The organism is Brevibacterium sp. LAARM3_SD1 (genome assembly GCF_057364765.1).
Map to the genome: position 1 here is coordinate 80,403 of NZ_JBNFOL010000006.1, position 24,651 is coordinate 105,053.

Consider the following 24,651-nt stretch of genomic DNA (forward strand, 5'->3'; position numbering starts at 1 on the left):
GCTCCAGGTGATCCAGTGGGCGGGTTGTCGGTCAGAGGTAGAAAGCGGGAGTCTCGGGGATGTCGAGCGTGCGGGGCTTGCCGTCGAGCAGTGAGGCGACACCTTCCTGGCAGGCCACGGCCACCCTGTAGCCGTCCCAGGCCGAAGGCCCGGCGATGGTACCCTGCTTGGCGGCGTCGACCCAGGACTGCACCTGGTTGTCGTAGGCCGCGGCGAAGCGGGTGGTGAAGTCGGCGTGCTCGGCCAGGCCGGAGCGACCTTGGTGCCACAGCTGCAGGCCATGGGCCTCACCGATCCTGGCGATTCCGGAGTCGAAGACCGCCTCGGTGGTCACCTGATAGCCGAACTGGATGCTCACGTTCATCTCGAGGTCGACGAGCACTCCGTTCTCGAGCTCCATGAGCACGAGGATCGGCTCCTTGAGACGTTCGGGCGTGAGTCGGTTGCGGCGGGCGTGCTTGACCTCGAGCGAGACGATGGGGGAGCCGGCCAGCCAGGGCACGACATCGAACTCATGGACGACCGAGTCGTTGATGAGCATCTCCTGCACGTAACTCTCCGGTACCGACGGATTGCGGTGGGCGCAGCGGAGCATGAGGAGTTCGCCGGCGTCTTCGGTTTCGACGAGGTCGCGCAGCTGCCGGTACTCGGGGTCGAAGCGGCGCATGAAGCCGACCTGGATGAGGTGACGGCCTGTGGCCTGTTCGGCCTCGAGGATCCGCCACGACGATTCCGGATCCGGCGTCAGGGGCTTCTCACAGAGGATCGGCAGCCCGGCCTCGAGGCTGGGCAGGAGGACCTGCTCGTGGAGGAAGCCGGGGGTGGCGATGAGGATGCCGTCGACGGCACCTGCCTTAAGAGCATCTTCAATCCGCGTGTAGCCGACCGCGCCGGGAGCGTTCTCGAGAGCCGCGGCGAGCCGGGCCTCATCGGGGTCGACGATCGCTGACACGCGGGCGCCGCTGATCGTCGAGGTGATGCGCTTGACGTGGTCGGCGCCCATCATCCCGGCGCCGACGACGCCGACCCTGAATTCCTGCGGCTGATCCGTAGCGGTCATTCTCACTCCTGTGTGTCTGTGGTGGTGCGTCTGTGTGTTGAGGTGCTTCGGGCGCTGTTCGTCGAGGGCCGCTCAGCGGTCGACGACGGCGGCCTTCGTCGAACCGAGGATGGTCTCCAGGGTGCGCTGGGCGATCGGGAAGGGGGCGTCGACGCTGCAGCCGAACATGTCCTGTTCGACGATGGCGAAGATGTTCTCATCGAGGGCGGCGACGGCGTCGATGATCGGGTCGAGCGGCGGAATGCCCTGATCGGGTTCGACCATGATCCCGTCGGCCACTGCGTCTCCGAAGGGAGTGTCGGATTTGAGTACGTCGAAGATCTTCACGGGGTCGACCTGCTTGAGGTGGAGGTAGCCGATACGGGACGGGTGGTCCTGGATGAGACCCAGGTTGTCGCCTCCGTAGTAGGAGAAGTGGCCGGTGTCGAGGCAGAGGTTCGTGAAGCGTTCATCGGTGAGTTCGAGGAAGCGTTCGACCTCGGAATGCGTGCCGACGTGGGAGTCTGCATGGGAGTGGAACTGCTGGTGGAGGCCGAACTCCTCCAGCAGTGCCTTGCCGAGGGCGTCGTGACCGGCGGCCATGCGGGTCCACTGCTCGTCGTCGAGGGTGCGCGACTCCAGGGCCTGCCCGGTCGTGTCCGAGCGCCACAGGTCGGGGATGACGACGATGTGCTCGCCTCCGAGATCGGCGGTCAGCGCCGCGACGGCCTCGGCCTGCTTCCAGGCTCGGTCGAACTGGTCATCGGTTTTGTGGAATCCCGTGAACACGGTCCCGCCGGAGAGTTTGAGGCCGCGGCTGCCGAGTTCCTCGCGCAGCTGGTTCGGGTCGGTGGGCAGGTAGCCGTAGGGGCCGAGTTCGATCCAGGTGTAGCCGGCTTCGACCACCTCGTCGAGGAAGCGCTGCCAGGGAACCTGGCCGGGGTGGTCGGGCAGCCAGACTCCCCAGGAGTCGGGGGCGGTGCCGATGCGAAGTGACGGCGTTGTCATGGGTGATTCCTTGGTGTCGATGGTTTTGTTCTGAATCGAGGGAGGGGCCGCGTCTCGAATCGGGTTGGGTAATGTGCAGGTGATCTGAACGCGGTCAGAGCAGTGGTCGCTGTGTGCTGCGCTCCTCCTCATAGGCGGCGCGGGCGTCCTGGGTCTCGGGCATCGTCGATGCGGCGGCGACGGGCACATCCCACCAGCCCTCGCCGTCGGGGGCGTAGACCAAAGGGTCGGAGTTGATGTGGATGAGCGTCGAGGTCTCGGCGGCACGGGCCGCTTTGACCGCCTCGGCGAGGTGGGTGCTCGCGGACGGTCCGGGGTCGATCTCGACGACATCGATGCCGTAGGAGCGGGCGTTCGCGGCGAGGTCGACGGGCAGGATCTCGTCGGTGCGGAACTCGGGAGATTCGCCGTCGTACTTCCGGTACCAGGTGCCGAATCGCGGTGCGCCGACCGTCTCGGACAGGTGCCCGATTGAGGCATAGCCGTGGTTCTGGACGAGGACGACGACGAGCTTGAGTCCTTCGGCGACAGCGGTGACGAGCTCAGTGTGGAGCATAAGGTAGGAGCCGTCTCCAACCATGACGACGACGTCCCGGTCATCGCCAGCGGCGTCGATGGCCCGCCGCACGCCCAGGCCGCCGGCGATCTCGTAGCCCATACACGAGAACGCGTATTCGACGTGATAGCCGAGCGCGTCGCGGGTCCGCCAGAGTTTCTGCAGGTCACCGGGCAGCGAGCCCGCGGCCTGGACGACGACGTCGCGTGCGCCCGTGGCGCGGTTGACGGCCCCGATGATCTCGGGTTGGCCCGGCAGCTCCGCGTCGGTGAGAGCAGTCGAGGCGTCGACCTCAGCGACCCAGCCGGCCTTCTCGGTTTCGACCTTGCGGCTGTGCGTAGTGCTGACCCGGAATCCGCCGAGACGCTCGCCCAGACCCAGCAGACCGGATCGGGCATCGGCGACGATCGGGTAGCGGCTGCCGTGCTTGTACGCGTCGAAGCTCGCGACGTTGAGGTTGACGAAGCTCGCCTCGGGATGAGCGAAGGCCGTGCGACTCGACGTCGTGAAATCGCTGTAGCGGGTGCCCACGCCGATGATCACGTCCGCCGAGGCGGCGATGCGGTTGCCGCGGCCGATCCTGTGGCGCCGACCCCACCGAGGTTGAGCGGATGATCGTGATCGAGGACTCCGCCACCGGCCTGGGTGGTGGCCACGGGAATGCCGGTCGCCTCGGCGAAGGTCTTGAGCTCGTCCTCGGCATCGGAGTAGAGGACTCCGCCGCCGGCGATGATGAGGGGTTCCTGCGAGTTTCGGATCGCCTCGACGGCTCGGTCGAGCGGCCCGGGCTCGGGCAGCGGGCGACGGATGTGCCAGTCGCGTTCGGTGAGGAACTCCTCCGGGACATCGATGGTCTCGGCCTGGACATCCTCGGGCAGGGCGATGGTCACGGCACCCGTCTCGGCGGGGTCGGTGAGCACCCGCATCGCAGCCAGGGCGATGGAGAAGAGCTGTTCGGGACGGTCGATTCGGTCGAAGAACCGGGAGAGCGGTCGGAATGCTTCCGTGACCTGCAGCGACGTATCGTGCGGGTGCTCGAGCTGCTGGAGGACGGGATCGGCGACGCGGGTGGCGAAAGTGTCCGAGGGAAGGAGGAGGACGGGCATGCGGTTGGCCGTGGCCAGGGCCGCACCGGTGAGCATGTTCGCGGCACCGGGCCCCACCGAGGCGGCCGCGGCGAAGGTGGACCGCCGGCGATTCATCCGGGCGAAGCCGACGGCCTGGTGGACCATGGCCTGTTCGTTGCGGCCCTGGTGGTAGGGCATGGCGGCGGGGTCCTCGTGCCCGAGCTGGCGCAGGGCCTGACCGATGCCTGCGACGTTGCCGTGTCCGAAGATGCCGAATGTGCCGGCGATGCTCCGCTGCCGGATGTCGCCGTCGACGGTGTATTGGCGGGACAGGAACGTGATGAGCGCCTGGGCGACCGTCATCGTGGTCATGTCACTTCTCCTTCGAAGTCTCGGATGCGGTATAGGGCAGGCGGGAGTCGAACTCGAGGTTCTCCCATTCCTCGCGCACCCACCCGTGGACGGGATCATCGCTGATCAGCCACACGCGTTCCTCGTCGGGCCCGGCCATGACGTTGAGGTAGTAGTTGTCGTAGCCCGGCGCGGCGGCCAGGGGGCCGTGGTAGCCGAAGGGGACGAGGGCGATGTCGCCGGTGCGCACCGTCGCCGAGGTGGTGATCTCTCCTGCGGCCGACGAATACGTCGAGAACAGGGAGAACGGATCGGCCGCCTTGGGGGCCTGGGATCCGCGGGAGACCGCGGTCTCGAAGTAGTAGATCTCCTCGAGGCGGGACTCGGAGCCGGGAATCGCCTCGTCGTGCTTGTGCGGGGGATAGGACGACCAGTTGCCGCCGGGGGTGATGACCTCGCAGGCGATGATCTTCACGCAGTCGAGCCCTGCCGGAGTCGCGAAGTTGTGGACCTGACGACTCGAGATCCCCGAACCGCGCAGTTCGACGGGAACATCGGCGGCGGGCAGGAACTGGACGGGGCGGGATTCGGTGGTGGGCGCCTCGGCGATGGCGATCCGCCCGGACGGGGAGCTCAGGGTGGCGCTCGTCCCGGTGGGCAGGTAGAGGCAGTCGGCGGGGCCGTGGAAGACCGAGGTCCGGCCGGCCAGGTTCTGTGTTCCGGTGCTGCCGTCGGGCAGGGTGAAGGCGACGGTGAAGGATTCGCCGGCAAGCGGGACGAAGACCCGTTCGACCGGTGCGCCCGGCAGCTCGATGCTCGTGGGTCGGGTGTCACTCACCGAGGCGGTCGTGGCCGTGGATGGGCCCGTTGACTGGGTGAGGGCCGAGGCATCGCCCAAGTTCACGGACCGGAATCCGGTGTGGGTCCAGCCGTCGATCCGGGCGTCGACGACGGAGTCGAATCCTTCGCGTGCGAGGCTTCCTGCGGGGTGGAACCATTCGTTGACCATGACTCAGATCCTCTCCTTTCCGTGGACGAGTCCGGCGGCGCGGTCGACGGCCGAGACGACGTCGCCGTCGGCGGGGTAGATGATGGAGCGGCCGATGACGAGTCCGCGCACACCGGGCAGCGCGAGTGCTGACTCCCAGCTGCGGAACGTCGCTTCGGGATCGTCCGAGCGCTCGCCGCCGAGGAGGAGCGTGGGCAGCGTGGTCGCGGCCATGACCCGTTCCATGTCGTCGACGACTGGGATCTTCAGCCACGTGTGGGTCGAGGTCGCGCCGAGTCCCTGGGCGATGCCGATGGAGTTGATGACCGCCTCGGGGGTCAGCCGGTTGCGCACCTTGCCGTTGACCCACTCGTTCATGAAGGGTTCGAGCATGACGGGGATCTTCGCCTCGGCGCAGGCATCGACGGCGCGGGCGTTCGCCTCGAGCGCCGAGGGGGTCGTCGGGTCGTCGAGATTGATCCGCAGCAGCGTCTTGGCCAGGTCGATGCCGTCGCGGGCCATCTGCTCCACGGAGTGGCCGGTGAATCGGTCGTCGATCTCGAAGGATGACCCGGCCAGGCCGCCGCGGTTCATCGAGCCGACGGCGAGTTTGCCTTCGAGGTGGCCGAGGAAGGCGAGATCGTCGAGGATCTCCGCAGTGGCGAGCACCCCATCGACGCCGGGGCGGGACAGGGCCGTGGCCAGGCGCGTGACGAGGTCGGCGCGGTCGGCCATTGCCAGGGCATCGTCGCCGACCTTCATCGCGCCGCGGGCCGGGTGGTCGGCGGCGACGATGAACAGGCGGGAATCATCCCCGGCGATCGAGCGGCGGGAGCGGGACTGCCAGGCGCGGGTGATGGCACCGGGGTCGGTGAAGCGGGCCTGACGGAGATCGGCGAAGGCCTCGGGGGCGATGATCGGCGACGTTGGGGTCGGGTTCGCCGAGGTGGTGGGCTCGGCCTGCGTCGTCGCGGCGTCTGGCTGCGTGGTGGCGTCGGTGCTCACTGGCGGACTCCGTTCGTGTCGGCCGCGACAGCGGGGGAGACGGGGGCGTGACCGATGACGGAGGTGATCTCCTCGGTGGTCGGCATCGCGGTCGAGCATTCCCGGCGAGTGGCGACGATGGCGCCGGCGACGTTCGCGAACTTGAGGAGGTACTCGAGGTCCCAGCCGGCGAGCAGTCCGCGGCACAGGGCTCCGCCGAATCCGTCTCCGGCGCCGAGGCCGTTGACGACGTCGACCGGATAGGGCGGGACCTCGACCCGTTCGTCTGCGGTCTTCGCGAGCACGCCCTTCGGCCCCTGCTTGACGATCGCGAGTTCGACTCCGCGGTCGAGCAGGGCATCGGCGGCACGTTCGGGTTCGGTCTCACCGACGGCGATCTCGCATTCCTCCTTATTGCCCACGGCCACTGTGACGTGTTCGAGGGCACGGGCCACCTCGGTGTGGGCGATCTCCGGGGATTCCCAGAACATCGGGCGGTAGTCGAGGTCGAGGACGGTGTGCTCGGCACGTCCGCGCGCGGCGAAGGCAGCGTGATGGGTGCTGCGGCTGGGTTCGACGCTCAGCCCGGTGACTGTGGCCCAGAAGATCTTCGCCGAGGCGATCTGCTCGGGGTCGAGGTCAGCCTCGGTGAGGTCGAGGTCCGGGGCCTTCGGGTCGCGGTAAAAGTAGAGCGGGAAATCATCGGGCGGGAAGACCTCGCAGAAGGTCACGGGGGTGTTGAAGTTCGGGTTCGTGGCCACCCAGCGGTTGTCGACGCCGAGGCGGGCGACCTCATTGTGCAGGTACCGGCCGAACGGATCGTCGCCGGTGGCGGTGATGACGGCCGAGTCGACCCCGTGCTTGGCGGCGGCGACCGCGACATTCGTGGCCGAACCGCCGAGGTACTTGCCGAAGCTCTCGACCTCTTCGAGACCGACGGCGTCCTGGAGCGGGTAGATGTCGACGCCGATGCGTCCGATGGTGATGAGGTCGAACGGTTCGGTGCGAGGAGCCGGTCCCGGCGAGGAGGTCATTGTGAGCCATCCTTCTCTACGGCGGCGATGCCGTGACGATTATTTGTTAGGACAAAGTATTTGTCATGACAATAGCACCGTTCGAGTGCCCCGTCACCCCCTGTTCCGAAAAATCTCGGGAGGTGTCGATGTCGATGACAGGGGTCGCGGTGGCGTCGTCGATCGCAGTGCGGATCGGCACCCGCGAGGGGGCGCGAACGGGCGCGGGCATCCGCGGTGAGGGCGCGAACAGACGCGCTCAGCGTGAGATGAGCGTGGTCTCGAAGGAGTAGAGATCGGGGCGGTAACAGTGGTCGCCCCATTCGACGATGTCGCCCGAATGGTCGAGTGCCGTGCGATTCATCGTCAGCAGCGGAGAGCCGGGATCGACATTGAGCAGCTCGGCCTCGGAGTCCTCAGCGGCCTTCGCGCCGATGCGCTGCTGCGCGATCGAGAAGACGACCCCGCGTGAGCGCAGGGTCGCGTAGAGTCCAGTGCTGACGAGCTCGTTGGCAGAGATGTCGGTGAAGGGGGCCGGAAGCACATTGTGCAGAAGCGCCAGCGGCGTCGATCCGACCAGTCGCAGGCGACGAAGGTGGAGGCTGGGGGTGCCCACCGGCACACCGAGTCGCTCGGCTGTCTCGGCATCAGCGGCTTCGACACGGTGGGATAGGACGACGGTTGAAGGCGGATTGCCGGACTTCTCAAGGTCTTCGTAGAGGCTCGTGAGGTCGACGGGCCGGGCCACCGGTCGCTGGATGACCTGAGTGCCGATACCGCGCCGGCGCACGAGCAGGCCCTTATCGACGAGGTCCTGGATGGCTTGGCGCACGGTGGGCCGGGACAGGCCGATGCGTTTGGCCATTGCGACCTCGTTCTCGAGCCGGGTTCCGGCCACGAGCGTCCCAGTCGCGATCGCGGCCTCGAGCTTGCGCGCGATCTGGACATAGAGCGGCACGGCTCCGGGGGAGCGGTCAAGGGGACCGAAGAACTCTGCGGGGAGTTCGGTCTCGGGTTCGCGTGCCATGGGCTCCTGCCTCGTCGGGGGATCTGTCTCGAGCTTACTCGGGGATGCGCGGCCCGGGGACGGTGACCCGCGCAGGTCAGCGTCCCCGGGACTGCGGGTCTCACCGCACGCCCTGTGTTATCCGGCGTGCGGCGAAACGCGCGTTTCGCCGGTCGTGCGGGGATCGTGCCCCGTACGGACTCACACGCCGCGTGCGGCCGTGAGCAGCACCTCGGAGGCGGTCTGCAGTCCTTCGATCCGGCCGAGGGATTCGTCCTCGTGCTCGATGTGCACGGCCATATCGGGATCGACCCTGGCCAAGGCGGCGACGAATCGGTTCCAGAAGTTCTGATCGTGGCCCTTGCCGAGCGCCACGAAGTCCCAGGAGGAGCCGGCGGGCCAGGCGCTGATGGCCGCCCCGCCGCGGATGTTCGTGATCCGGTCCCCGGTGAAGCGGGTGTGGCGGTCGTCAAGGACGCCGTGGGTCGATGCCGCCTTGTTGATGCGCACGTCCTTGGCCGCGGCGTGGACGACGAGCTCGCCGAGGTGGTCGATCGCGGCGACCGGATCGATGCCCTGCCAGAAGAGATGGGAGGGATCCATCTCGGCGCCGACGTTCGTTGCGCCGATGGTCTCAACGAGGCGTTCGAGGGTGGCCGGGTTGAACACGAGGTTGTGCGGGTGCATCTCGATGGCGATCTGCACGCCGTTGTCGGCGGCGAGGCGGTCGAGCTCACGCCAGACCGGGGTCGCGGCCCCCCATTGGGCGTCGCGGGTGTCGAGGAGGGACGACTCCCACGGGTTGACGATCCAGGAAGGCTTCGTCGCGGCGGCGTCGGCCCCGGGCAGGCCCGACATCGTCACCACGCGGGTCTGCCCGAGCCGGTTCGCGATCTTGATCGCCCGCTCGATGTCGGACAAGGTCGGGGGACCGATCTCCGGGTCGGGGTGGAGGGGATTGCCATTGGCGTTGAGCCCTGCCAACTCGACCCCCGCCTCGGCGAAGGTCCCGAGGTAGTCGTCTCGGGCATCGTCGGAGGTGAGGATGTCGTCGATCGTGGGCATGTGGATGGGCGGGAGGAATCCGCCGACGTTGATCTCGGCCGCGTCGAGTCCGAGATCCTTGATCACGGAGAGTGCTTCGGGCAGCGGGCGGTCGTGGAGGATAGCCGTGTAGACGCCGTACTTCATGCTGCGACCTCCTTCGCGGATCCGTTGTCGTTGGCCGAGGCGATGACGGCGTCGCGGACCTCGAGGGCGTGGAGGCCCGCGGAGAACTGGGCGCAGCGCGGCAGGGACTCGGCCTCGGGCCAGCCGACGACTTCGTCGAGGAAGGCGCGGGCCTGGAAGGTGAAGCCGTCGTTCTGTCCGACTCCGACGCCGGGGGCAGCCATCGCGAGACCGTCGGCGATATAGGGGTGTTCAGGGCCGAGCTGGATCGTCGTCAGGCCGGTGGCGGCGTGGCCGTCGATGCTCTGGTTGAGCACGATCTGGCCGGGGAAGCGGAAGTCGAAGCTGGCCGAGCCGTTCGCGCAGAAGACTTCGACGCCGAGGCTGTTGGGATGGCCTGCAGCGATGCGGGAAACCTGGAGGATGCCGGATCCCGTGGGGAATTCGACGCCGAAGCCGGCGTAGTCGTCATTGCCGACGGGTTCGAATTCGTCGCTGACTTCGACGTGGTCGTGACCGACGACGTGGCCCAGCGGCAGCGGGCGTTCAGTGATTGCGGTGTGGAAGCGGCCGCCGGAGACCGAGCTGATGGGGCCGGCGAGAAATTCGACGGTGTCGGTCAGGTGGCTGCCGACGTCGGCGAGTGCTCCGCTGCCGAGCTCTCCCTTGTAGCGCCAGCTCATCGGCGCGGTGGGGGAGCAGGCGTAGTCGGTCCAGTACCAGGCATTGACGTGGTGGACCTCGCCGAGGGTGCCGTCGTTGATGAAGTCGCGGATGGCGGCCAGGCCCGGGGCGCGACGGAACGTGAAGCCGAGACGGGCGATCGAGTCGGACTTCTCGGCGGCGGCGACCATGGCGCGGGCGTCGTCGACGGTGTCGGTCAGCGGCTTCTCGCACAGGACGTGCTTGCCGGCTGAGAGCAAGGCTTCGACGATCTCCTTGTGCAGGGAATTGGCGACGACGACGCTGACGATGTCGATATCAGGGGCGTCGACGATGTCCTGCCAATTCGTATCGTGGCGGGAGAATCCGTACCGGGAGGCGGTCGCGGCGGCGAGATCGCCGGCGATGTCGCAGACGGAGACGAGGTCGAGGTCCGGCAGTTCGCCGGAGCCGACGGTGGGGGCTGCGCGCCAGGCCGAGGCGTGGGCTCGACCGGCCATTCCGGCTCCGATAACAGCGATTCCGAGGCGCTGCGGCATAGAGATTCTCCTTTGAATGCATGGTGGTGATGGTGCGGGTTCGGAGTCCGACAGTGTGTTGGCGCTGTCGAGCGATCACCACGCTACAGGTTTATTTGTCATGTCAAAAGGTGTTTCGAGAACTATTTTGTCAGGACATGAAATTGACGTGGATGAAATGCGGCAACTCGGCCGTGCCGGCACTCTCGAGACAGCTCATCGCGCGGTCAGCACTGCGTCCCGCTGCTCCTCGGTCAGCGGCTTGACTGCCTCGCGGATCGTTACCCCGGATGCACGGTGCGCTCGCGGCAGAATCCAGTCGAAGACTAGGGTCGGACGCTTCTTCGCGGTGTCGCGCAGCACCCAGCCGATGGCCTTGCGAATGAAGAATTCCTTCTCCTCGAGCATCTCGTCGGCGAACCGCGTGAACCGGTCGAAGTCCCCGCGCCCGACACGCAACGGACGTAGATGGGCCAGCAGCGCCGAACGTCGGATCCAGAAATCCCCATCGACCGCCCAGCGTTCGAGGACCGGATCAAAGCCGGAATCCTGCTCGCTCAGCGGCCCAGTGAGGTCCCCGGCGAGCGGATCGACGAGCGCCCAGGTCTTCGCTTCTCGCAGGAATCCTTCGATGACGTGCGCATCCCCGGATCCGAGGTGGTCCTGCGTATGGATGAGCACCATCGTCGCCGCGGTGCGGCGTTCGTGGATGGGGTTGTCGTTGGGTTCGGTCCATAGCTGTCTGGCGAGGTCAATGGCCTCATCGTGGCCGAGGTCTGTCCCGCGCAGCGCGGCGCGGATAACCGAGCGTGTGTCCGGAACGCTCACTCCGTAGTGGTCGATCTCGCTCTTGAGGTAGGACTTCTCCTTCTCGGCCCGCTCGCGAGTGCCGCGGGCGCGCAGCTCCCGGTCGACCACCTCGGCGAGTGGCGTCTTCACGATTTGTCGGCGACGATGTCGCCGCGGACTGTGGAACGCCGGACGACGAGCTTCGGTGTGATGAGATGCTGCTTTGCCGGTTCGTCGGGGTCGGCGAGGATGTCGAAGACCGCTTGTGCGGACAGTTGTCCGATCAACTTGTTCTGCGGATCCACCGACGTCAGCGAGATCCTCTTCAGGGCTGATAGGGGGATGTTGTCGACGCCGACAACCGCCAGATCGTCGGGCACCGCAACGCCGGCGTCGTCGGCTGCTGAGAGGATGCCGATCGCGGAGACGTCATTGATCGAGACGATCGCGGTCGGCGGGGACGGCATGGCGAGCAGCTCCGTGGCAGCGGCATATCCGTCGCTCTCGAAGTAACCGGCTTCCCGGACGATCGGGGTCAGGCCGCGTGATTTCATCGCCTTTCGATAAGCGACCTCTCGGGTCATCGCGACTGCTCCGCCCAGGCCCCCGACGAAGGCGATCCGTTCGTGACCGAGTTCGCGCAGATGGTCGATGACGAGGTCCGCGCCCTGGGTGTCATCCATCCGGACCGAGGTGTGGCCGGAATCGCTGCGGGGCTCGGCGCTCGCGTAGACGGTTGGGATCCCCTCGAAGAGGCCCTCGTGTTCGATCACGGTGCCGACGACGATGAGCGCCTTGGGGCGCAGGTCCTGGAGCATGGCGATGACCCGCGAATCGACGCGCCCGTACGGCCGTTCCGGATCCTGATCATTGGCGACCGTGGCGCTAGTGATGAGTCCGTACTCGCCTCGAGCATCGAGTTCGACCCGAACCGCATCGGCGATCTCGGCGAAGATCGGATTGTGGAGGTTGACGACGAGGATGCCGACGAATGGTGATCCTTCCGTCGCCAGGGAGCGGGCAAGGAAGTTCGGTTGGTAGCCGAGCGTCTGCGCGGTCCTGAGGATCAGCTCGCGACGTTTCTCCCCGACGCGCTGAGGGTCCTTGAATGCGAGGGAGACGAGCGACTTCGACACCCCGGCGGCGGCCGCGACGTCACGGATCGTCGGCCTCGATCCCGAGGCCCTCGATTCGTCACCGGCAGCTGATCCCATGGCTTCATCTTCACACAGGATGGGGGTCGGGATGGACTGCGGGTGGTGATCGCGACTCAACTTGCGAAAAGATTCCGCGCCCCTCTTGACTTCATGATCCGAATCACACTAGATTCGCACTGATCCCATTTTGAACCGGTCCAAAAGTTTGGACGAATACGATGAACTCTGAATTTGGACCGGTTCAAAATGGATCACGCAATGAGTAAGGACGAAAGAATGTGGAGTACGCAATGACGCGCAGCGAGTTGCTCATCGGTGGGGCATGGCAATCCCCTCGTGAAGGAGACGGCCGGCTGAAGGACGTGGTGTCGCCGTTCGACGGTCGCACCGTCGGACAGGTCGCAGTCGCGGGTGCCGCCGACGTCGAGGCGGCCCTCGACTCCGCCACTCGCGGCGCAGAGATCTGGCGCAGGACCCCCGCTCACGAGCGCAGCGAGATTCTGCTCCGCGCCGCAGCGCTCGCCGATGAACGAAGCGAGGAGATCGCACGAGTGAACTCTGCCGAGAACGGCAAGACTCTCAAAGAGGCTCGCGCCGAAGCTGGCCGCTCCGGTTCGATCATCCGCCTCGCGGCGTTCGAAGGCACTCAGCTCTACGGCCAGACTCTCCCCCTCGATGCAAACCCGGGCACCGGCCTGGACAAGGTCGGGTTCACTCTGCCGCAGCCTGTCGGCGTGGTCGTTGCCATCACCCCATTCAACTACCCAGCGCTTCTGGTCAACCACAAGATCGCTCCGGCTCTGGCCGCTGGCAACGCTGTGATCCTCAAGCCTGCCAGCACCACCCCGCTGACCGCGCTGGCTCTGGCCGAATGCTTCATCGATGCCGGGCTGCCCGAAGGCGTCCTGTCCGTCCTCACCGGTTCCGGTGGCGACATCGGCGACCGTCTGGCCGCTGACAAGCGAGTCCGGAAGATCTCGTTCACAGGATCGACCGCCGTCGGCGAGCACCTTGCTTCCATCGCCGGTGTGAAGAAGCTGTCCTTGGAACTGGGATCCTCTGCCCCGGTCGTCATCCTGCCCGATGCAGACATCGATCTCGCGGCGACCGCCGTCGCCGCTGGTGGATACACCAACGCCGGTCAGGTCTGCATCTCGGTGCAGCGCGTCATCGTCCACGAAGACATTCAGGGCGATTTCCTCGATGCGCTGACCGCCAAGGTCCGTGACCACCGAATCGGCAATCCGGAAGACGATGCCACAACCGTTGGAACTCTCATCACCGAGAACGAGGCCAAACGAGTCGAAGACTCCATCGAACGTGCTGTCGAGGCAGGAGCCCGACTCGAACTCGGCGGTGGACGCGACGGCGCGATGATCGAACCTGCGATCCTCAGCGGTGTCGATCCCAACGCCTCGATCGCCCAGGACGAGATCTTCGGCCCCGCCGTTGCCGTGTCCACGGCACCCGATATCAAGACCGCCATCGAACTCGCGAACTCGACCGACTACGGTCTCGCGGCCGGAATCTTCACGAACAACGTCGACGCCGGCGTCCAGTACATGCGCGAGGTCGACGCAGGCAATATCCACATCAACTGGACTCCGCTGTGGCGTGCAGACCTTATGCCGTACGGGGGCCTCAAGGCCAGCGGTATCGGCAAGGAAGGGCTGCGGGCTGCGGTCGAAGAGATGACCGAATCCAAGACCGTCGTCATCCACGGGCGGCCGTGGAACTGATTTTCCGGCACTGATCCAAGACGCATCTGCCGACACATCACACGAGTCGGCACCACAACCTCGGCGCCCATGATCCTCGCATCAGCCGGCGCAATCGATCCGTTCGAAGGAGAACACATGAGTCACGAACCGACCATTCGCCTGACCGTTGCTCAGGCCGTCGTCAAGTTCCTCAGCAACCAGTACTCGGTCCTCGACGACGACCGTCAGCGTTTCATCCCGTCCGCGGCCGGCATCTTCGGCCACGGCAATGTGGCTGGGTTCAGCCAGGCCTTCTCGCAGTACGCCGATGACCTCCCGTTCATCCAGGGCCGAAACGAACAGGCGCTGGCCCACGCGGGAAGTGCCCTGGCCAAGGCGAGCAACAGAAAGCAGACGCTCGCTGTCACCGCATCCATCGGCCCCGGCGCGATGAACCTCGTGACCGCCGCTGCACTGGCGACCGTCAACAGGCTTCCTCTTCTTCTGCTCCCCGGCGACACCTACGCGACCAAGCGTCAGGGCCCGGTTCTGCAGGAGTTGGAGAACCCGCAGGATCCCAACTTGACCGTCAACGACGCCTTCCGGCCCGTCTCGGCGTTCTTCGACCGGATCACTCGCCCCGAACAGCTCATCACTTCCCTGCCCAAGGCCTTCAGGGTGCTGGCGAACCCCGCCGAGACGGGGGCCGTTGTGCTCTCGCTGCCGCAGGACATCCAGTCCCACGCCTACGACTTCCCCGTCAGTCTGTTCCGTGAACGGGACTGGAAGATCCGCCGCACCATTCCGCAGCCGAGCGATATCGACGAAGCAGCTGCCGTGCTTGCCTCTGCCAAGAAGCCCCTGCTCATCGCCGGAGGCGGGGTCCACTACTCAGAGGCCCGCGAGGCACTGGGTGAGTTTGCCGAGGCCACCGGCATCCCCGTTGCAGAGACCTTCGGCGGCAAGGGCGCTGCCCTCAACGCCGCCGACTGGGTATTGGGCGGCATCGGGCTTGAGGGCAACCCTGCGACCAACCGCCTCGTGGCTCAGGCCGATGTCATTCTCAGCGTCGGAACCCGGCTGACGGACTTCTCCACCGGGTCGCAGACGATGTTCAAGAATCCGGACGTGCGGTTCGCCTCGATCAACATCGCCGAACTCGACGCTCTCAAACAGGGAGCGGTTGCGGTGCTCTCCGATGCGAAGCTCGGCATCGAAGCGCTGGGTCAGAAACTCTCCGACTATTCGGTGCCCGGAGATTGGGCGAGCGAGATCGCCGATCAGAAGGCCGAATGGGCTCCCATCCGAAGCCAGGCACTCGACCCCGACACCGCGTTCGACAAGCTGGCACCGGAGAACGCCGAACTGGGTATTCCGGACACGGACGCCGTCATCACCCAGGGCCAGCTCATCGGGCTGCTCCAGGAGCACGCACAGCCGGGCGACACACTTATCGCTGCGGCGGGCGGCCCTCCGGGGGACCTGCTCAAGGTCTGGGACGCTACCGATGATCGCCGCTGCCACTTGGAGTTCGGATTCTCCTGCATGGGCTACGAGATCCCTGCCGGCATCGGCGTCAGGCTCGCCGATCCGCAGAGCAGCGGCCGCGTATCGGTCTTCATCGGTGACGGTACGTTCCTCATGAACCCGACCGAGATCCTCACCGCCGCTCAGGAACACCTCGACATCACCTACGTGATCTCGGAGAATCACGGGTTCCAGGTCATCCGCCGCCTGCAGATGATGAAGTACGGCGAACAGTTCGGCAACGACTTCCGGTACCGGGGTGAAGAGGACACTGCTCGTCTCTCGGGCGACTACCTCCACGTCGACCTCGGCGAGATCGCCTCGGGCCTCGGCGCGAAGACGATTCGGGCAACGAGCACCGAGGAGATCCGCTCAGCCCTCAACGACACCCGCGACGTCCACGGTCCTGTGGCTATCGTCGTCCCGACCGTCCCGCTCGTCGATCTCCCCGGTTCGGGAGTGTTCTGGGATGTGGCACCCGCCGAGGTCGCGGAACAGGAATGGGTAACCGAGCTGCGCACCGACTACGAAAAGGGTCTGGAGGACCAGAAATGGCACATCTGAATACATCGCTGACCCCCTTGGACAAGGGCGCCCTGGCAGGGCGGATCCGCGCAGGCGAGACGACCATCGGCAGCTTCGCGGGACTCGGCTCGACCATGGCCATCGAAGTCCTCGCCGCTGCAGGACTCGACTGGATCCTCGTCGACCTCGAGCACGGGGGCGGTGACGAAGCTTCGATCGGCGACGCCGCTGCCGCCGCCGGCGGATACGGAGCAGCAACTCTGGTGCGGGTGGAAACCCCGGACCGGATCAGGATCGGACGAGCCCTCGATGCAGGCGCCGCAGGAGTTATGCTGCCGCGAGTGAGCTCGGCGGCCGAGGTGGCCGAGATCATTCCGCACCTGCACTACCCGCCGCTCGGCGATCGGGGAGTGGCCACCTATAACCGCTCCCTGCGGTGGGGGATGGACAAGGCCGGTCTGGAAACCAGCAACGACGAGGTGCTCACGATCGTCCAGATCGAGACGACCGGAGCCCTCGCCGAGGTGGACGACATCGCAGCGCTTGAGGCCGTCGACGTCTTGTTCGTCGGACCCCTGGACCTGTCGTACGCACTCGGTGTGCCACTCGACTTCGACGCCCCGGCCTTCCGCGACGCCCTCGACACCGTCGTCGCGGCTGCTCGGAGACACGGAAAGTCGGCCGCATTCTCAGTGCCAACGCGGCGATCGCCGCAACCAGGGCCGAACAGGGCTTCACCTTCCTGCCGGTCGGTTCGGATTCGACTCTGCTGGCGGACACCGCCGCCGCCGTTGTGTCCACCCTGCGCGACTGACACCCCAGAACTTCGGGGGCCTCCTGCCCCCACCATTGACTGATCAAGGAGCACAATGAGCAACAACCCCACGACCATCGGAGTCGGACTCATCAGCGTCGGCTGGATGGGACAGCTGCACAGCCGTGCCTACGCCAACGTTCCCGTCGTCTACCCCGAACTGAGCATCAGGACTCGCCTGGTCATCGCGGCCGACACCAATGATGAGCGCGCGCAGTTCGCCCAGGACGTACTCGGATACGAGAGTTCAACGAGCGACTACAACGATGTTCTCAACCACCCGGACGTCGATGTCGTCTCCGTGTGCGCGCCGAACTTCCTGCATGAGGAGATCGGCACCGCCGTCGCCAAGGCAGGCAAGTCGCTGTGGATCGAGAAACCGGTCGGACGCTCCGCCGAAGAGACGGAGTCCGTGGTCGACGCGGCCGACGCAGCCAAGGTCGTCACCGCCGTCGGCTTCAACTACCGCAATGCCCCGGCCATCGAATACGCGCGCAAGATCATCGCTGAGGGCAAGCTCGGACGCATCACGAACGTACGTGGTGCATTCTTCGCCGACTACTCGGCCGAGCCGAATGGTGCTCTGTCCTGGCGCTTCATCCGCGGACTCGCCGGGTCCGGCGTCCTCGGCGACCTCCTGGGACACCTCACCGATCTTTCTCACTACGTCGTCGGGCCCATCGACAAGGTCACCGGTGTGGCCAACACGGCCTACACCGAACGTCCCAAACAGCAGATGGGCAGCGGCACTCACTTCGACGTCGTCGAGGGCGGCGAGATGGCCCCGGTCGAGAACGAGGACTACGCCGGTCTGCTCGTCCACTTCGGCCCCGAAGCTCAGGGCGCAGGCGCCGTCGGCACCTTGGAAGCATCACGGGTGTGTGTGGGCCCACGGGCAGAGTACTCGCTCGAGGTCTACGGAACCGAAGGCTCACTGCGGTGGAACTTCGAACGCATGAATGAACTCGAGCTGGCCCTCGGCTACAAGGGCCCCCATGTTGGCTTCACCCGCATCATGGCCGGCCCCGAGTTCGGTGACTTCTCGAAGTTCCAGCCGGGTGCCGGCACCTCGATGGGCTATGACGACCTCAAAGTCATCGAAGCGAAGAAGTTCCTGCTCGCCCACGTCGGCCAGGAATCCGCCCATGCCGACGTCCATGACGCACTCGCAGCCAACCGCGTGGTCTACGCAGGCGAGCGTGCAATCGCCACCGAGTCGTGGCAGACCGTCGAACAGGTCGAAGGCACCTCCGCATCGACTCGGACCGCTGCCGATACGACCAGGAAGGAGACCGTCGATGCCTGAGAAGACCATCGTCATCGGTCTCGGACCGGTACCGAAGAACCTCGTCGAAGCTGAACTCGGGCGCAGTGTCGACTTCGTCGAGAGCCCTGAGCCTGCGGACTATGCGAAGGCCGAGGGCGCAATCGTCCGTGCCGCCGTCAAGGTCGGTCCGGCAGAACTCGACGCTATGCCCAACCTCAAGGTCATCGCCCGCACCGGTGTGGGAGTCGATGACGTCGACGTCGACGCTGCCACCGAGCGGGGAATCCCCGTCGCGATCACGCCCGGAGCCAACTCGACGGCCGTCGCTGAAGGCGCTTTCGCCCACATGCTGCAATTGGTCAAATCCCTGGGGCCGCTGACCGAGATCGTTCGCTCTGGAGGATGGACCGAGCGCACCAGCGTCCCGGTCGGCGATCTCGACGGAGCGACCCTGGGAATCGTGGGATTCGGCAACATCGGTCGCCGCGTGAAGGCGATCGCCGAGGCATTCGGCATGACCGTCCTCGCGTATGACCCCGTCGCAGAGGTGCCCGAGGCCAACAGGGCCGAGACGGTCGACGAGATTCTGCGCGCATCCGACATCGTCACTCTCCATGTCCCGTTGCTCGAGAGCACCCGTCACATGATCGACGCCCGTGCGATCGAGACGATGAGGGACGGAGCGATCCTCATCAACACCAGCCGTGGCGGACTGATCGACGAGGACGCGGCACTGGCCGGACTCGAATCGGGCAAGCTCGGGGGAGTCGGCTTGGACTCGTTCGAATCCGAGCCGCCGCAGCCGCACCCCCTCTACCAGCATCCGCGCACGGTGCTGAGCCCTCATGTGATGGGACTCAGCGCGAAAGCCAGCCGAGCCACCTTCATCGCCGCCGCCCGCGCCGTGGACGCCGTCCTCAAAGGCGGACGTCCAGACGCAGCAGTGAACGCGGCAGAGACACAGGCGGCACTTGCAGCCGCAGGCAAAGGAGACAATCAGTGAGCACCGTCAAGATCGCCGCAGCACCCATCTCCTGGGGCGTCTGCGAAGTCCCCGACTGGGGATTCCAGCTGAGCCCGGAACGGGTTCTTACCGAAATGCAGGAACTCGGATTCGATGCCACGGAGTTCGGCCCCGAAGGGTTCCTTCCCGACGACCCAGCAGGCAGGGCAGAGACCCTCAAACAACATTCGATGCAGGCCGTCGGCGGATTCTACCCGGCCATCATCCACGACCCCGACCACGATCCGCTGCCGGGAATCGAACGCGAGCTGGAAGCGTACACGGCAGCCGGAGCCGACACGCTGGTCCTGGCCGCAGCGACGGGGATCGACGGATATGACGCCAAGCGTCCCGAGCTCGATGACGCCGGGTGGGACACCGTCTACGGCAACATCGACCGAATCCTCGCGGCGGCCAAGGCACAGGGCGTCACCGTCAGCCTGCATTCGCACGTCGGTACGATGATCGAAACCCAGGACGATGTCGACCACATTCTCAACGGCACAGACGTCGACTTCTGCTTCGACACCGGCCATATGTTCATCGGCGGAGTCGACCCGGTCGAATTCGTGCAGAAGCACACGGAACGCATCTCCCACGCACACCTCAAGGATGTTTCCCTCGACCGTGCCCGCCGTGTTCAGGCCGGTGAACAGACCTACTATGATGCCGTCGTCGACGGAATGTACCAGCCCCTGGGCCAGGGCGACATCGACATCGAGTCGATCGTCGGCACCCTCATCCGTGCCGGATTCGACGGCTGGTTCACGCTCGAGCAGGACACCGTCGTCGCGGACGAGCCTGCACCCGGTTCTGGCCCGATCGAACAGGCACGCGCCAGCCTCACCTATCTCAAGACCATCGTCGAGGAGAACCGATGAGCGTACGGATCGGCGTCGTGGGTCTCGGCCGAATCGGTCGAATGCACGCTCGCAACATCGCACAGGAAGACGGCGTCGACGAACTCGTCCTCATCGGCCGCAGCGAAGACAAGCTCCAGGACGCCAAGGCGCAGCTGCACTCGGAGCTCGCCGAAGATGCTGGTCCGCAGCTGCGGGGTGAACACGCTCCCTCCCCGTCCGGCCCCGGGCCGCACGTCGACACGGTTCTGCTCACCGAGGATTGGACGAACGGACTCGACGGCGTCATCATCGCCAGTTCGACTCACACTCACCCCGATCTCGCCAGGACCGCGCTCGCCGCGGGGGTCCCCGTCCTCCTCGAGAAGCCGATCGGGCTCAAACTCGAAGAGACCGCTGCACTCTCGGCCGAATTCGAATCGCTCAACGTTCCGATCATGGTGGCCTACCACCGCCGTTACGACGAGGGGTTCCAGAACCTCAGAGAGCGGATCCACAGTGGTGACTTGGGCACGATCAGGGTCATCCACTCTGCTGGACACGATCACTTCCACGTCGATCCGGAATTCATCCCCACCTCGGGTGGGGTATGGCGTGACCTGCTCATCCATGAGTTCGACACGATCCCCTGGCTCCTTGGGCAGACACCGGTGTCGATCTTCGCCTCCGGAGCGGTTCTCGATGAGCAGGCCTATGCGGACAGCGGAGATCTGGACACGGCCACGGCCGTGATCACCTTCGAATCGGGTGTGCAGGCGCTCATCAGCGGTGCCCGCAACATCGCCTCCGGCCAGGACGTCAACACCGTCGTCTACGGCAGCGATGCGGCATTCGCCGCAGGGATCGACTCCCATTCGCCCGTCATCTCGACGGAACCGGGTGTCGCACCGCCGGAGTCAACGTATGCCGATTTCATCGAACGGTTCGAACCGGCATTCAGACGCGAAGTCCGTCATTTCCTTGCCGTCATCAACGGCGACGCCACCTCTCTGACCTTGCCGTCCGATGGCATCGTCGCAGCGAAATTGGCGTTGGCAGCCGAGGAATCGGTTCGCCGCGGCCGACCCGTCCGATTGGACGAAATCACCGCGTGAGCGCTCAAGTCGCGACACCGCACAAACCCACATTGACTCAACGCGAATTTCGAACGAGGAGAGAAGTTCAATGACGAATGAACAACTGCGCATCGGTCTCATCGGGACCGGCCGCATCGGCAAGGTCCATGCCGTCAACATCGCGGCACTTCCCGAAACCACCCTGACCTGGGTGATCGACCCCTACGTCGCCGGAGCCGAAGCGATCGCTGAGGAAAACGGCGCCCGCGCAACAGGCGACCCCGACGAAGCCTTCGCTTCGGGTGAACTCGATGCAGTGGTCATCGCCTCACCGACGTCGACCCACGCCGATCTCATCAAGAAGGCCATCGAGGCCGGCATCCCGGTGCTCTGCGAGAAGCCGATCGACCTCGGCATCGCCCGTGTCGACGAACTGGCGCCACTGGTCGAGAATTCCGACGTTCCCTTCGCCGTCGGTTTCAACCGCCGGTTCGACCGTGACTTCTCACTCGCTCGAGAACGCCTCATCGCCGGTGAGGTCGGAGACCTCGAGCAGCTGTCGATCATCAGCCGCGACCCCGCCCCACCAAGCGTCGAGAACCTCCGGACGACCGGCGGCATGTTCCGAGACCAGACCATTCACGACTTCGACATGGCACGCTATTTCGCCCCTGACATCGTCGAGGTCTACGCGACCGGCTCGCAGCTGTTCGATGCAGGAGCCAAGGAGACGTCCGACTTCGATACCGCCATGGTGACGATGCGGACCTCGGATGGAGTTCAGATCTCCATCACGAACTCACGGCACAGTGCGATCGGCTATGACCAGAGGATCGAGATCTTCGGCGGCCAGGGCATGCTCGAAGTCGGGAATGCGGGCACGAGCCTGGTCAGCTACTCGAATGCGACGGCTGTGAAGACCACAACGCCCTATCAGCACTTCTTCCTCGAGCGATACTCCGAGGCCTACCTCGAGGAATTGCGCGAGTTCAGTCGACTCGTAAGAGGGGAGGAATCCCGCTGCTCGACCTTCGCCGACGGCGCGCGGCACTGCTGCTGGCCGACGCGGCCGAACTCTCGGCCAGAGAAGGAAGAATCGTCCGCGTCGACCTGGACAGGTGAACGGCTCGACGAGCCGCACGTCGACATCAATGACAGTGCAACGAAGCACAATGTGAGGAGACCACCGTGGTTGCCAATTCAACAGAGTCACCGACTCTCAGGGACTCAGCACTACCGGACATGCCGAAAACCGGACCGTTCAGGAAGAGGATCGGACTGATCTCGGTCGTCGCCTGCTTCGGCGGCCTTCTGTTCGGCTATGACACAGGCGTCATCAACGGCGCGCTCCGGCCGATGTCGCAGGAACTCGGCCTCACTGCGGTCAGCGAAGGAGTCGTGACGAGTTCGCTCGTCTTCGCCGCAGCCTTGGGTGCAGTGACCTGCGGCCAGATCTGCGACATGATCGGCCGCCGACGGACGATCATCTATCTTGCGCTGATGTTCTTCCTCGGCACGCTGGTCGTCGTGTTCGCTCCGAACGTCGCCTTGCTGGTGGTCGGCCGGATCCTTCTCGGTCTCGCGGTCGGTGGAGCATCGATCGTCGTGCCGGTGTATCTGTCGGAGCTCGCTCCGCACGAGATCCGCGGCTCGATCAGCGGACGCAACGAAGTCGCGATCGTGTCGGGGCAGTTGGCTGCCTTCGTCGTCAACGCCATCATCGGCAACGTGTGGGGACATATCGACGGGATCTGGCGAGTCATGTTTGCCATCTGTGCGATACCTGCCGTCTGTCTGTTCATCGGCATGCTTCGGATGCCCGAATCGCCGAGGTGGCTTGTCGAACACAATCGCCGGGATGAGGCGTTGGCAGTCCTCATGACCGTCCGCACCGAAGAACGGGCTCGCGCCGAACTCGGGGCCGTCGAAGTGGTCGCCGAGGCATCGACCGGTGATCAGCGAGTCGGCTACCGGAAGTTCGTCTTCAACAAATGGCTGGTCAGGATCGTTTGCGTCGGAATGGGCGTTGCAGTCTGTCAGCAGCTCACCGGAATCAACTCGATCATGTACTACGGTCAGGTCGTCCTCATCGAATCCGGCTTCGCGGAGAATGCCGCGCTCATCGCCAATATCGCGCCCGGAGTGGTCGCAGTGCTCGGCGGCTTCTTCGCGCTGTACATGATGGATCGGGTCGATCGGCGCACCACCTTCATCACGGGTCTGTCCCTGACGACGACGTTCCATCTTCTCATCGGACTGTGCTCGAAATTCATGGCGGAGGACAATCCGCTGCGAGCATGGGTCATCCTTGCTCTCATCGTCGGTTTCGTAGCCTCCATGCAGTCGTTCCTCAATGTCGCCGTGTGGGTCTGGCTCGCAGAGGTGTTCCCGCTGCCGATGCGCGGCGTCGGAATCGGGGTCTCTCAGCTGTTCGGGTGGGGGATGAATGGAGTCATCGCCTTGCTGTTCCCGTCGCTGGTGGCTGGTGTCGGAATCTCCGGCGTCTTCTTCATCTTTGCGATCGTCGGAGTGCTGGCATTGATCTTCATCGCAACGCAGGTGCCCGAGACTCGCGGCATCTCATTGGAGAAGATGGAAGAAGGCGTCGAAACAGGAATTGCCTACAGATTCCGCGAGTGGAAAAGGATGCGTGACGAGCAGTGACCGCGACAGAGCTGATAGCGACCTGCTGGACAAGCGCCGGCGACGCCGCCCCACTGCGGGCGAGCGAACGCAGCCCCTTCGACCCTCTCGACCGGGTGAGAGAAGTCGCGACCACCGGATGGGCAGGGCTTGGATTCGTCCTCGATGATCTGCGGGCCGTACGTGAGACCATCGGCTACGACAAGCTTGCCGATGAGATCGCAGCCGCCGGACTGAAGCACGTTGAGGTCGAACTGTGCTCCGGCTGGTGGAAAGACCCCGGTGAGGGATGGCGCGGGCACTGGGAGGAGCTGCTCGAAGCCGCTCAGGCTCTCGGCGCGGCCTTCATCAAGGTCGGCACCGACAGTGGACCCGCCGTCGACGACGTGGAGTCTTTCGTCGAGCCCCTGCGCCGCCTGGCGGCCGAGGCGCAGTCCCACGACACCAAGGTCGCGCTCGAGCCTCTGCCGTTCGGCATGATCGCGTCGATTCCGCAGGGCGCCGAGCTCATCCGTCGCGTCGACCATCCCGCCGCAGGGCTGATCGTCGACTACTGGCACGTGTTCCGTGCGGGGACCTCTCTGGAGGAGCTGAGGGATTGCCTCACCCCGGACATGATCGCCGGTGTCGAACTCTGCGATGCCGACGAGAGCGTGGTCGGGTCTCTGTTCGAAGACACCAGGGACAACCGTCGCCTCCTCGGTGAAGGGGATCAGGATGTCTGCGGTTTCATCGAGACACTCAGAGCCATCGGCTATGACGGCCCATGGGGTGTTGAGATCCTGTCTGAGGATCACCGGAAGCGACCCCTGCACGAGGCGCTCGACATTGCACGTCGAACGGCGCTGTCCGCATTCGGCGTTGTCTGAACGAGCAGCGGCGATGACCCCGGTCTGAGCGATTGCGCCTGTTCGACACGACCGACGAGAAGCTGAACAGGCCCGAGCC

Annotated in this window: 20 protein-coding genes and 1 pseudogene; 10 read left to right on the forward strand and 11 right to left on the reverse strand. The window is 65.3% G+C overall.

Going from position 1 to position 24,651, the window contains the following annotated elements:
* Nucleotides 1–31: 31 nt before the first annotated feature.
* The 11 genes and pseudogenes from AC2W7L_RS05170 to AC2W7L_RS05220 form a co-directional block, all read right to left on the reverse strand.
* A complete protein-coding gene (locus AC2W7L_RS05170; RefSeq protein WP_486003550.1) occupies nt 32–1,060 on the reverse strand; it encodes a Gfo/Idh/MocA family protein in 1,029 nt (342 codons plus the stop codon).
* A gap of 72 nt (nt 1,061–1,132) precedes the next feature.
* Nucleotides 1,133–2,047, reverse strand: a complete 915-nt coding sequence (locus tag AC2W7L_RS05175) for a sugar phosphate isomerase/epimerase family protein (RefSeq protein WP_486003551.1) — start codon at nt 2,045–2,047, stop codon at nt 1,133–1,135.
* Nucleotides 2,048–2,141: 94 nt separating this feature from the next.
* Nucleotides 2,142–4,042 (reverse strand): annotated as a pseudogene (iolD, locus tag AC2W7L_RS05180) (3D-(3,5/4)-trihydroxycyclohexane-1,2-dione acylhydrolase (decyclizing)).
* Nucleotide 4,043: 1 nt separating this feature from the next.
* Nucleotides 4,044–5,030: a 5-deoxy-glucuronate isomerase gene (gene iolB / locus AC2W7L_RS05185; protein ID WP_486003552.1), complete on the reverse strand. Its 987-nt coding sequence runs from the start codon at nt 5,028–5,030 to the stop codon at nt 4,044–4,046.
* A 3-nt stretch (nt 5,031–5,033) separates the two neighbouring features.
* Nucleotides 5,034–5,927 carry a class I fructose-bisphosphate aldolase gene (locus AC2W7L_RS05190; protein WP_486003637.1) on the reverse strand — a complete coding sequence of 298 codons (894 nt, stop codon included), beginning with the start codon at nt 5,925–5,927 and terminating at the stop codon, nt 5,034–5,036.
* 83 nt (nt 5,928–6,010) lie between these two features.
* Nucleotides 6,011–7,027 carry a 5-dehydro-2-deoxygluconokinase gene (iolC, locus tag AC2W7L_RS05195; RefSeq protein ID WP_486003553.1) on the reverse strand — a complete coding sequence of 339 codons (1,017 nt, stop codon included), beginning with the start codon at nt 7,025–7,027 and terminating at the stop codon, nt 6,011–6,013.
* 238 nt (nt 7,028–7,265) lie between these two features.
* Entirely contained in the window at nt 7,266–8,033 is a 768-nt protein-coding gene (locus AC2W7L_RS05200) for a GntR family transcriptional regulator (protein WP_486003554.1), read from the reverse strand.
* A gap of 180 nt (nt 8,034–8,213) precedes the next feature.
* Entirely contained in the window at nt 8,214–9,203 is a 990-nt protein-coding gene (locus AC2W7L_RS05205) for a sugar phosphate isomerase/epimerase family protein (protein WP_486003555.1), read from the reverse strand.
* On the reverse strand, nt 9,200–10,384 hold the full coding sequence (locus AC2W7L_RS05210) for a Gfo/Idh/MocA family protein (protein ID WP_486003556.1): 1,185 nt from the start codon (nt 10,382–10,384) through the stop codon (nt 9,200–9,202). The genes AC2W7L_RS05205 and AC2W7L_RS05210 overlap by 4 nt, the downstream gene beginning before the upstream one ends.
* 195 nt (nt 10,385–10,579) lie before the next feature.
* The gene (locus tag AC2W7L_RS05215) at nt 10,580–11,302 is read right to left on the reverse strand and encodes a DNA alkylation repair protein (protein ID WP_486003557.1); all 723 of its coding nucleotides are present in this window, start codon (nt 11,300–11,302) and stop codon (nt 10,580–10,582) included.
* Complete coding sequence (locus tag AC2W7L_RS05220) at nt 11,299–12,366, reverse strand: LacI family DNA-binding transcriptional regulator (protein ID WP_486003558.1); 1,068 nt, start codon at nt 12,364–12,366, stop codon at nt 11,299–11,301. Before AC2W7L_RS05220 ends, AC2W7L_RS05215 begins: the two co-directional genes overlap by 4 nt.
* 233 nt (nt 12,367–12,599) lie before the next feature.
* On the opposite strand from AC2W7L_RS05220, the gene AC2W7L_RS05225 reads away from it, so the two are divergent.
* The 10 genes from AC2W7L_RS05225 to AC2W7L_RS05270 all read left to right on the forward strand — a co-directional run bounded on the left by AC2W7L_RS05225 (nt 12,600) and on the right by AC2W7L_RS05270 (nt 24,572).
* Complete coding sequence (locus AC2W7L_RS05225) at nt 12,600–14,048, forward strand: aldehyde dehydrogenase family protein (RefSeq protein WP_486003559.1); 1,449 nt, start codon at nt 12,600–12,602, stop codon at nt 14,046–14,048.
* Nucleotides 14,049–14,165: 117 nt separating this feature from the next.
* On the forward strand, nt 14,166–16,100 hold the full coding sequence (gene iolD, locus AC2W7L_RS05230; RefSeq protein ID WP_486003560.1) for a 3D-(3,5/4)-trihydroxycyclohexane-1,2-dione acylhydrolase (decyclizing): 1,935 nt from the start codon (nt 14,166–14,168) through the stop codon (nt 16,098–16,100).
* Nucleotides 16,088–16,918: an HpcH/HpaI aldolase family protein gene (locus AC2W7L_RS05235; RefSeq protein ID WP_486003561.1), complete on the forward strand. Its 831-nt coding sequence runs from the start codon at nt 16,088–16,090 to the stop codon at nt 16,916–16,918. The genes iolD (AC2W7L_RS05230) and AC2W7L_RS05235 overlap by 13 nt, the downstream gene beginning before the upstream one ends.
* 12 nt (nt 16,919–16,930) lie before the next feature.
* Nucleotides 16,931–18,181, forward strand: coding sequence for a Gfo/Idh/MocA family protein (locus AC2W7L_RS05240; RefSeq protein WP_486003562.1), 1,251 nt, complete (start codon nt 16,931–16,933; stop codon nt 18,179–18,181).
* Complete coding sequence (locus tag AC2W7L_RS05245; RefSeq protein WP_486003563.1) at nt 18,174–19,145, forward strand: NAD(P)-dependent oxidoreductase; 972 nt, start codon at nt 18,174–18,176, stop codon at nt 19,143–19,145. The genes AC2W7L_RS05240 and AC2W7L_RS05245 overlap by 8 nt, the downstream gene beginning before the upstream one ends.
* A complete protein-coding gene (locus tag AC2W7L_RS05250; RefSeq protein WP_486003564.1) occupies nt 19,142–20,026 on the forward strand; it encodes a sugar phosphate isomerase/epimerase family protein in 885 nt (294 codons plus the stop codon). The genes AC2W7L_RS05245 and AC2W7L_RS05250 overlap by 4 nt, the downstream gene beginning before the upstream one ends.
* A complete protein-coding gene (locus AC2W7L_RS05255; protein ID WP_486003565.1) occupies nt 20,023–21,099 on the forward strand; it encodes a Gfo/Idh/MocA family protein in 1,077 nt (358 codons plus the stop codon). Before AC2W7L_RS05250 ends, AC2W7L_RS05255 begins: the two co-directional genes overlap by 4 nt.
* A 70-nt stretch (nt 21,100–21,169) precedes the next feature.
* Nucleotides 21,170–22,342, forward strand: coding sequence for a Gfo/Idh/MocA family oxidoreductase (locus tag AC2W7L_RS05260; protein ID WP_486003566.1), 1,173 nt, complete (start codon nt 21,170–21,172; stop codon nt 22,340–22,342).
* Nucleotides 22,303–23,724 (forward strand): sugar porter family MFS transporter, encoded by a 1,422-nt coding sequence (locus tag AC2W7L_RS05265; RefSeq protein ID WP_486003567.1) that lies wholly within the window; start codon nt 22,303–22,305, stop codon nt 23,722–23,724. The genes AC2W7L_RS05260 and AC2W7L_RS05265 overlap by 40 nt, the downstream gene beginning before the upstream one ends.
* Nucleotides 23,721–24,572 (forward strand): sugar phosphate isomerase/epimerase family protein, encoded by an 852-nt coding sequence (locus AC2W7L_RS05270; protein WP_486003568.1) that lies wholly within the window; start codon nt 23,721–23,723, stop codon nt 24,570–24,572. Before AC2W7L_RS05265 ends, AC2W7L_RS05270 begins: the two co-directional genes overlap by 4 nt.
* Nucleotides 24,573–24,651 lie beyond the last annotated feature (79 nt).

Bases quoted from the DNA above. Each gene is read 5' to 3' on its own strand.
- iolC (WP_486003553.1), bottom strand. From the start codon at position 7,027: ATGACCTCCTCGCCGGGACCGGCTCCTCGCACCGAACCGTTCGACCTC.
- AC2W7L_RS05265 (WP_486003567.1), top strand. From the start codon at position 22,303: ATGCCGAAAACCGGACCGTTCAGGAAGAGGATCGGACTGATCTCGGTC.
- AC2W7L_RS05170 (WP_486003550.1), bottom strand. From the start codon at position 1,060: ATGACCGCTACGGATCAGCCGCAGGAATTCAGGGTCGGCGTCGTCGGC.
- AC2W7L_RS05210 (WP_486003556.1), bottom strand. From the start codon at position 10,384: ATGCCGCAGCGCCTCGGAATCGCTGTTATCGGAGCCGGAATGGCCGGT.
- iolD (WP_486003560.1), top strand. From the start codon at position 14,166: ATGAGTCACGAACCGACCATTCGCCTGACCGTTGCTCAGGCCGTCGTC.
- AC2W7L_RS05255 (WP_486003565.1), top strand. From the start codon at position 20,023: ATGAGCGTACGGATCGGCGTCGTGGGTCTCGGCCGAATCGGTCGAATG.
- iolB (WP_486003552.1), bottom strand. From the start codon at position 5,030: ATGGTCAACGAATGGTTCCACCCCGCAGGAAGCCTCGCACGCGAAGGA.
- AC2W7L_RS05200 (WP_486003554.1), bottom strand. From the start codon at position 8,033: ATGGCACGCGAACCCGAGACCGAACTCCCCGCAGAGTTCTTCGGTCCC.
- AC2W7L_RS05235 (WP_486003561.1), top strand. From the start codon at position 16,088: ATGGCACATCTGAATACATCGCTGACCCCCTTGGACAAGGGCGCCCTG.
- AC2W7L_RS05260 (WP_486003566.1), top strand. From the start codon at position 21,170: ATGACGAATGAACAACTGCGCATCGGTCTCATCGGGACCGGCCGCATC.
- AC2W7L_RS05205 (WP_486003555.1), bottom strand. From the start codon at position 9,203: ATGAAGTACGGCGTCTACACGGCTATCCTCCACGACCGCCCGCTGCCC.
- AC2W7L_RS05220 (WP_486003558.1), bottom strand. From the start codon at position 12,366: ATGGGATCAGCTGCCGGTGACGAATCGAGGGCCTCGGGATCGAGGCCG.
- AC2W7L_RS05245 (WP_486003563.1), top strand. From the start codon at position 18,174: ATGCCTGAGAAGACCATCGTCATCGGTCTCGGACCGGTACCGAAGAAC.
- AC2W7L_RS05225 (WP_486003559.1), top strand. From the start codon at position 12,600: ATGACGCGCAGCGAGTTGCTCATCGGTGGGGCATGGCAATCCCCTCGT.
- AC2W7L_RS05175 (WP_486003551.1), bottom strand. From the start codon at position 2,047: ATGACAACGCCGTCACTTCGCATCGGCACCGCCCCCGACTCCTGGGGA.
- AC2W7L_RS05240 (WP_486003562.1), top strand. From the start codon at position 16,931: ATGAGCAACAACCCCACGACCATCGGAGTCGGACTCATCAGCGTCGGC.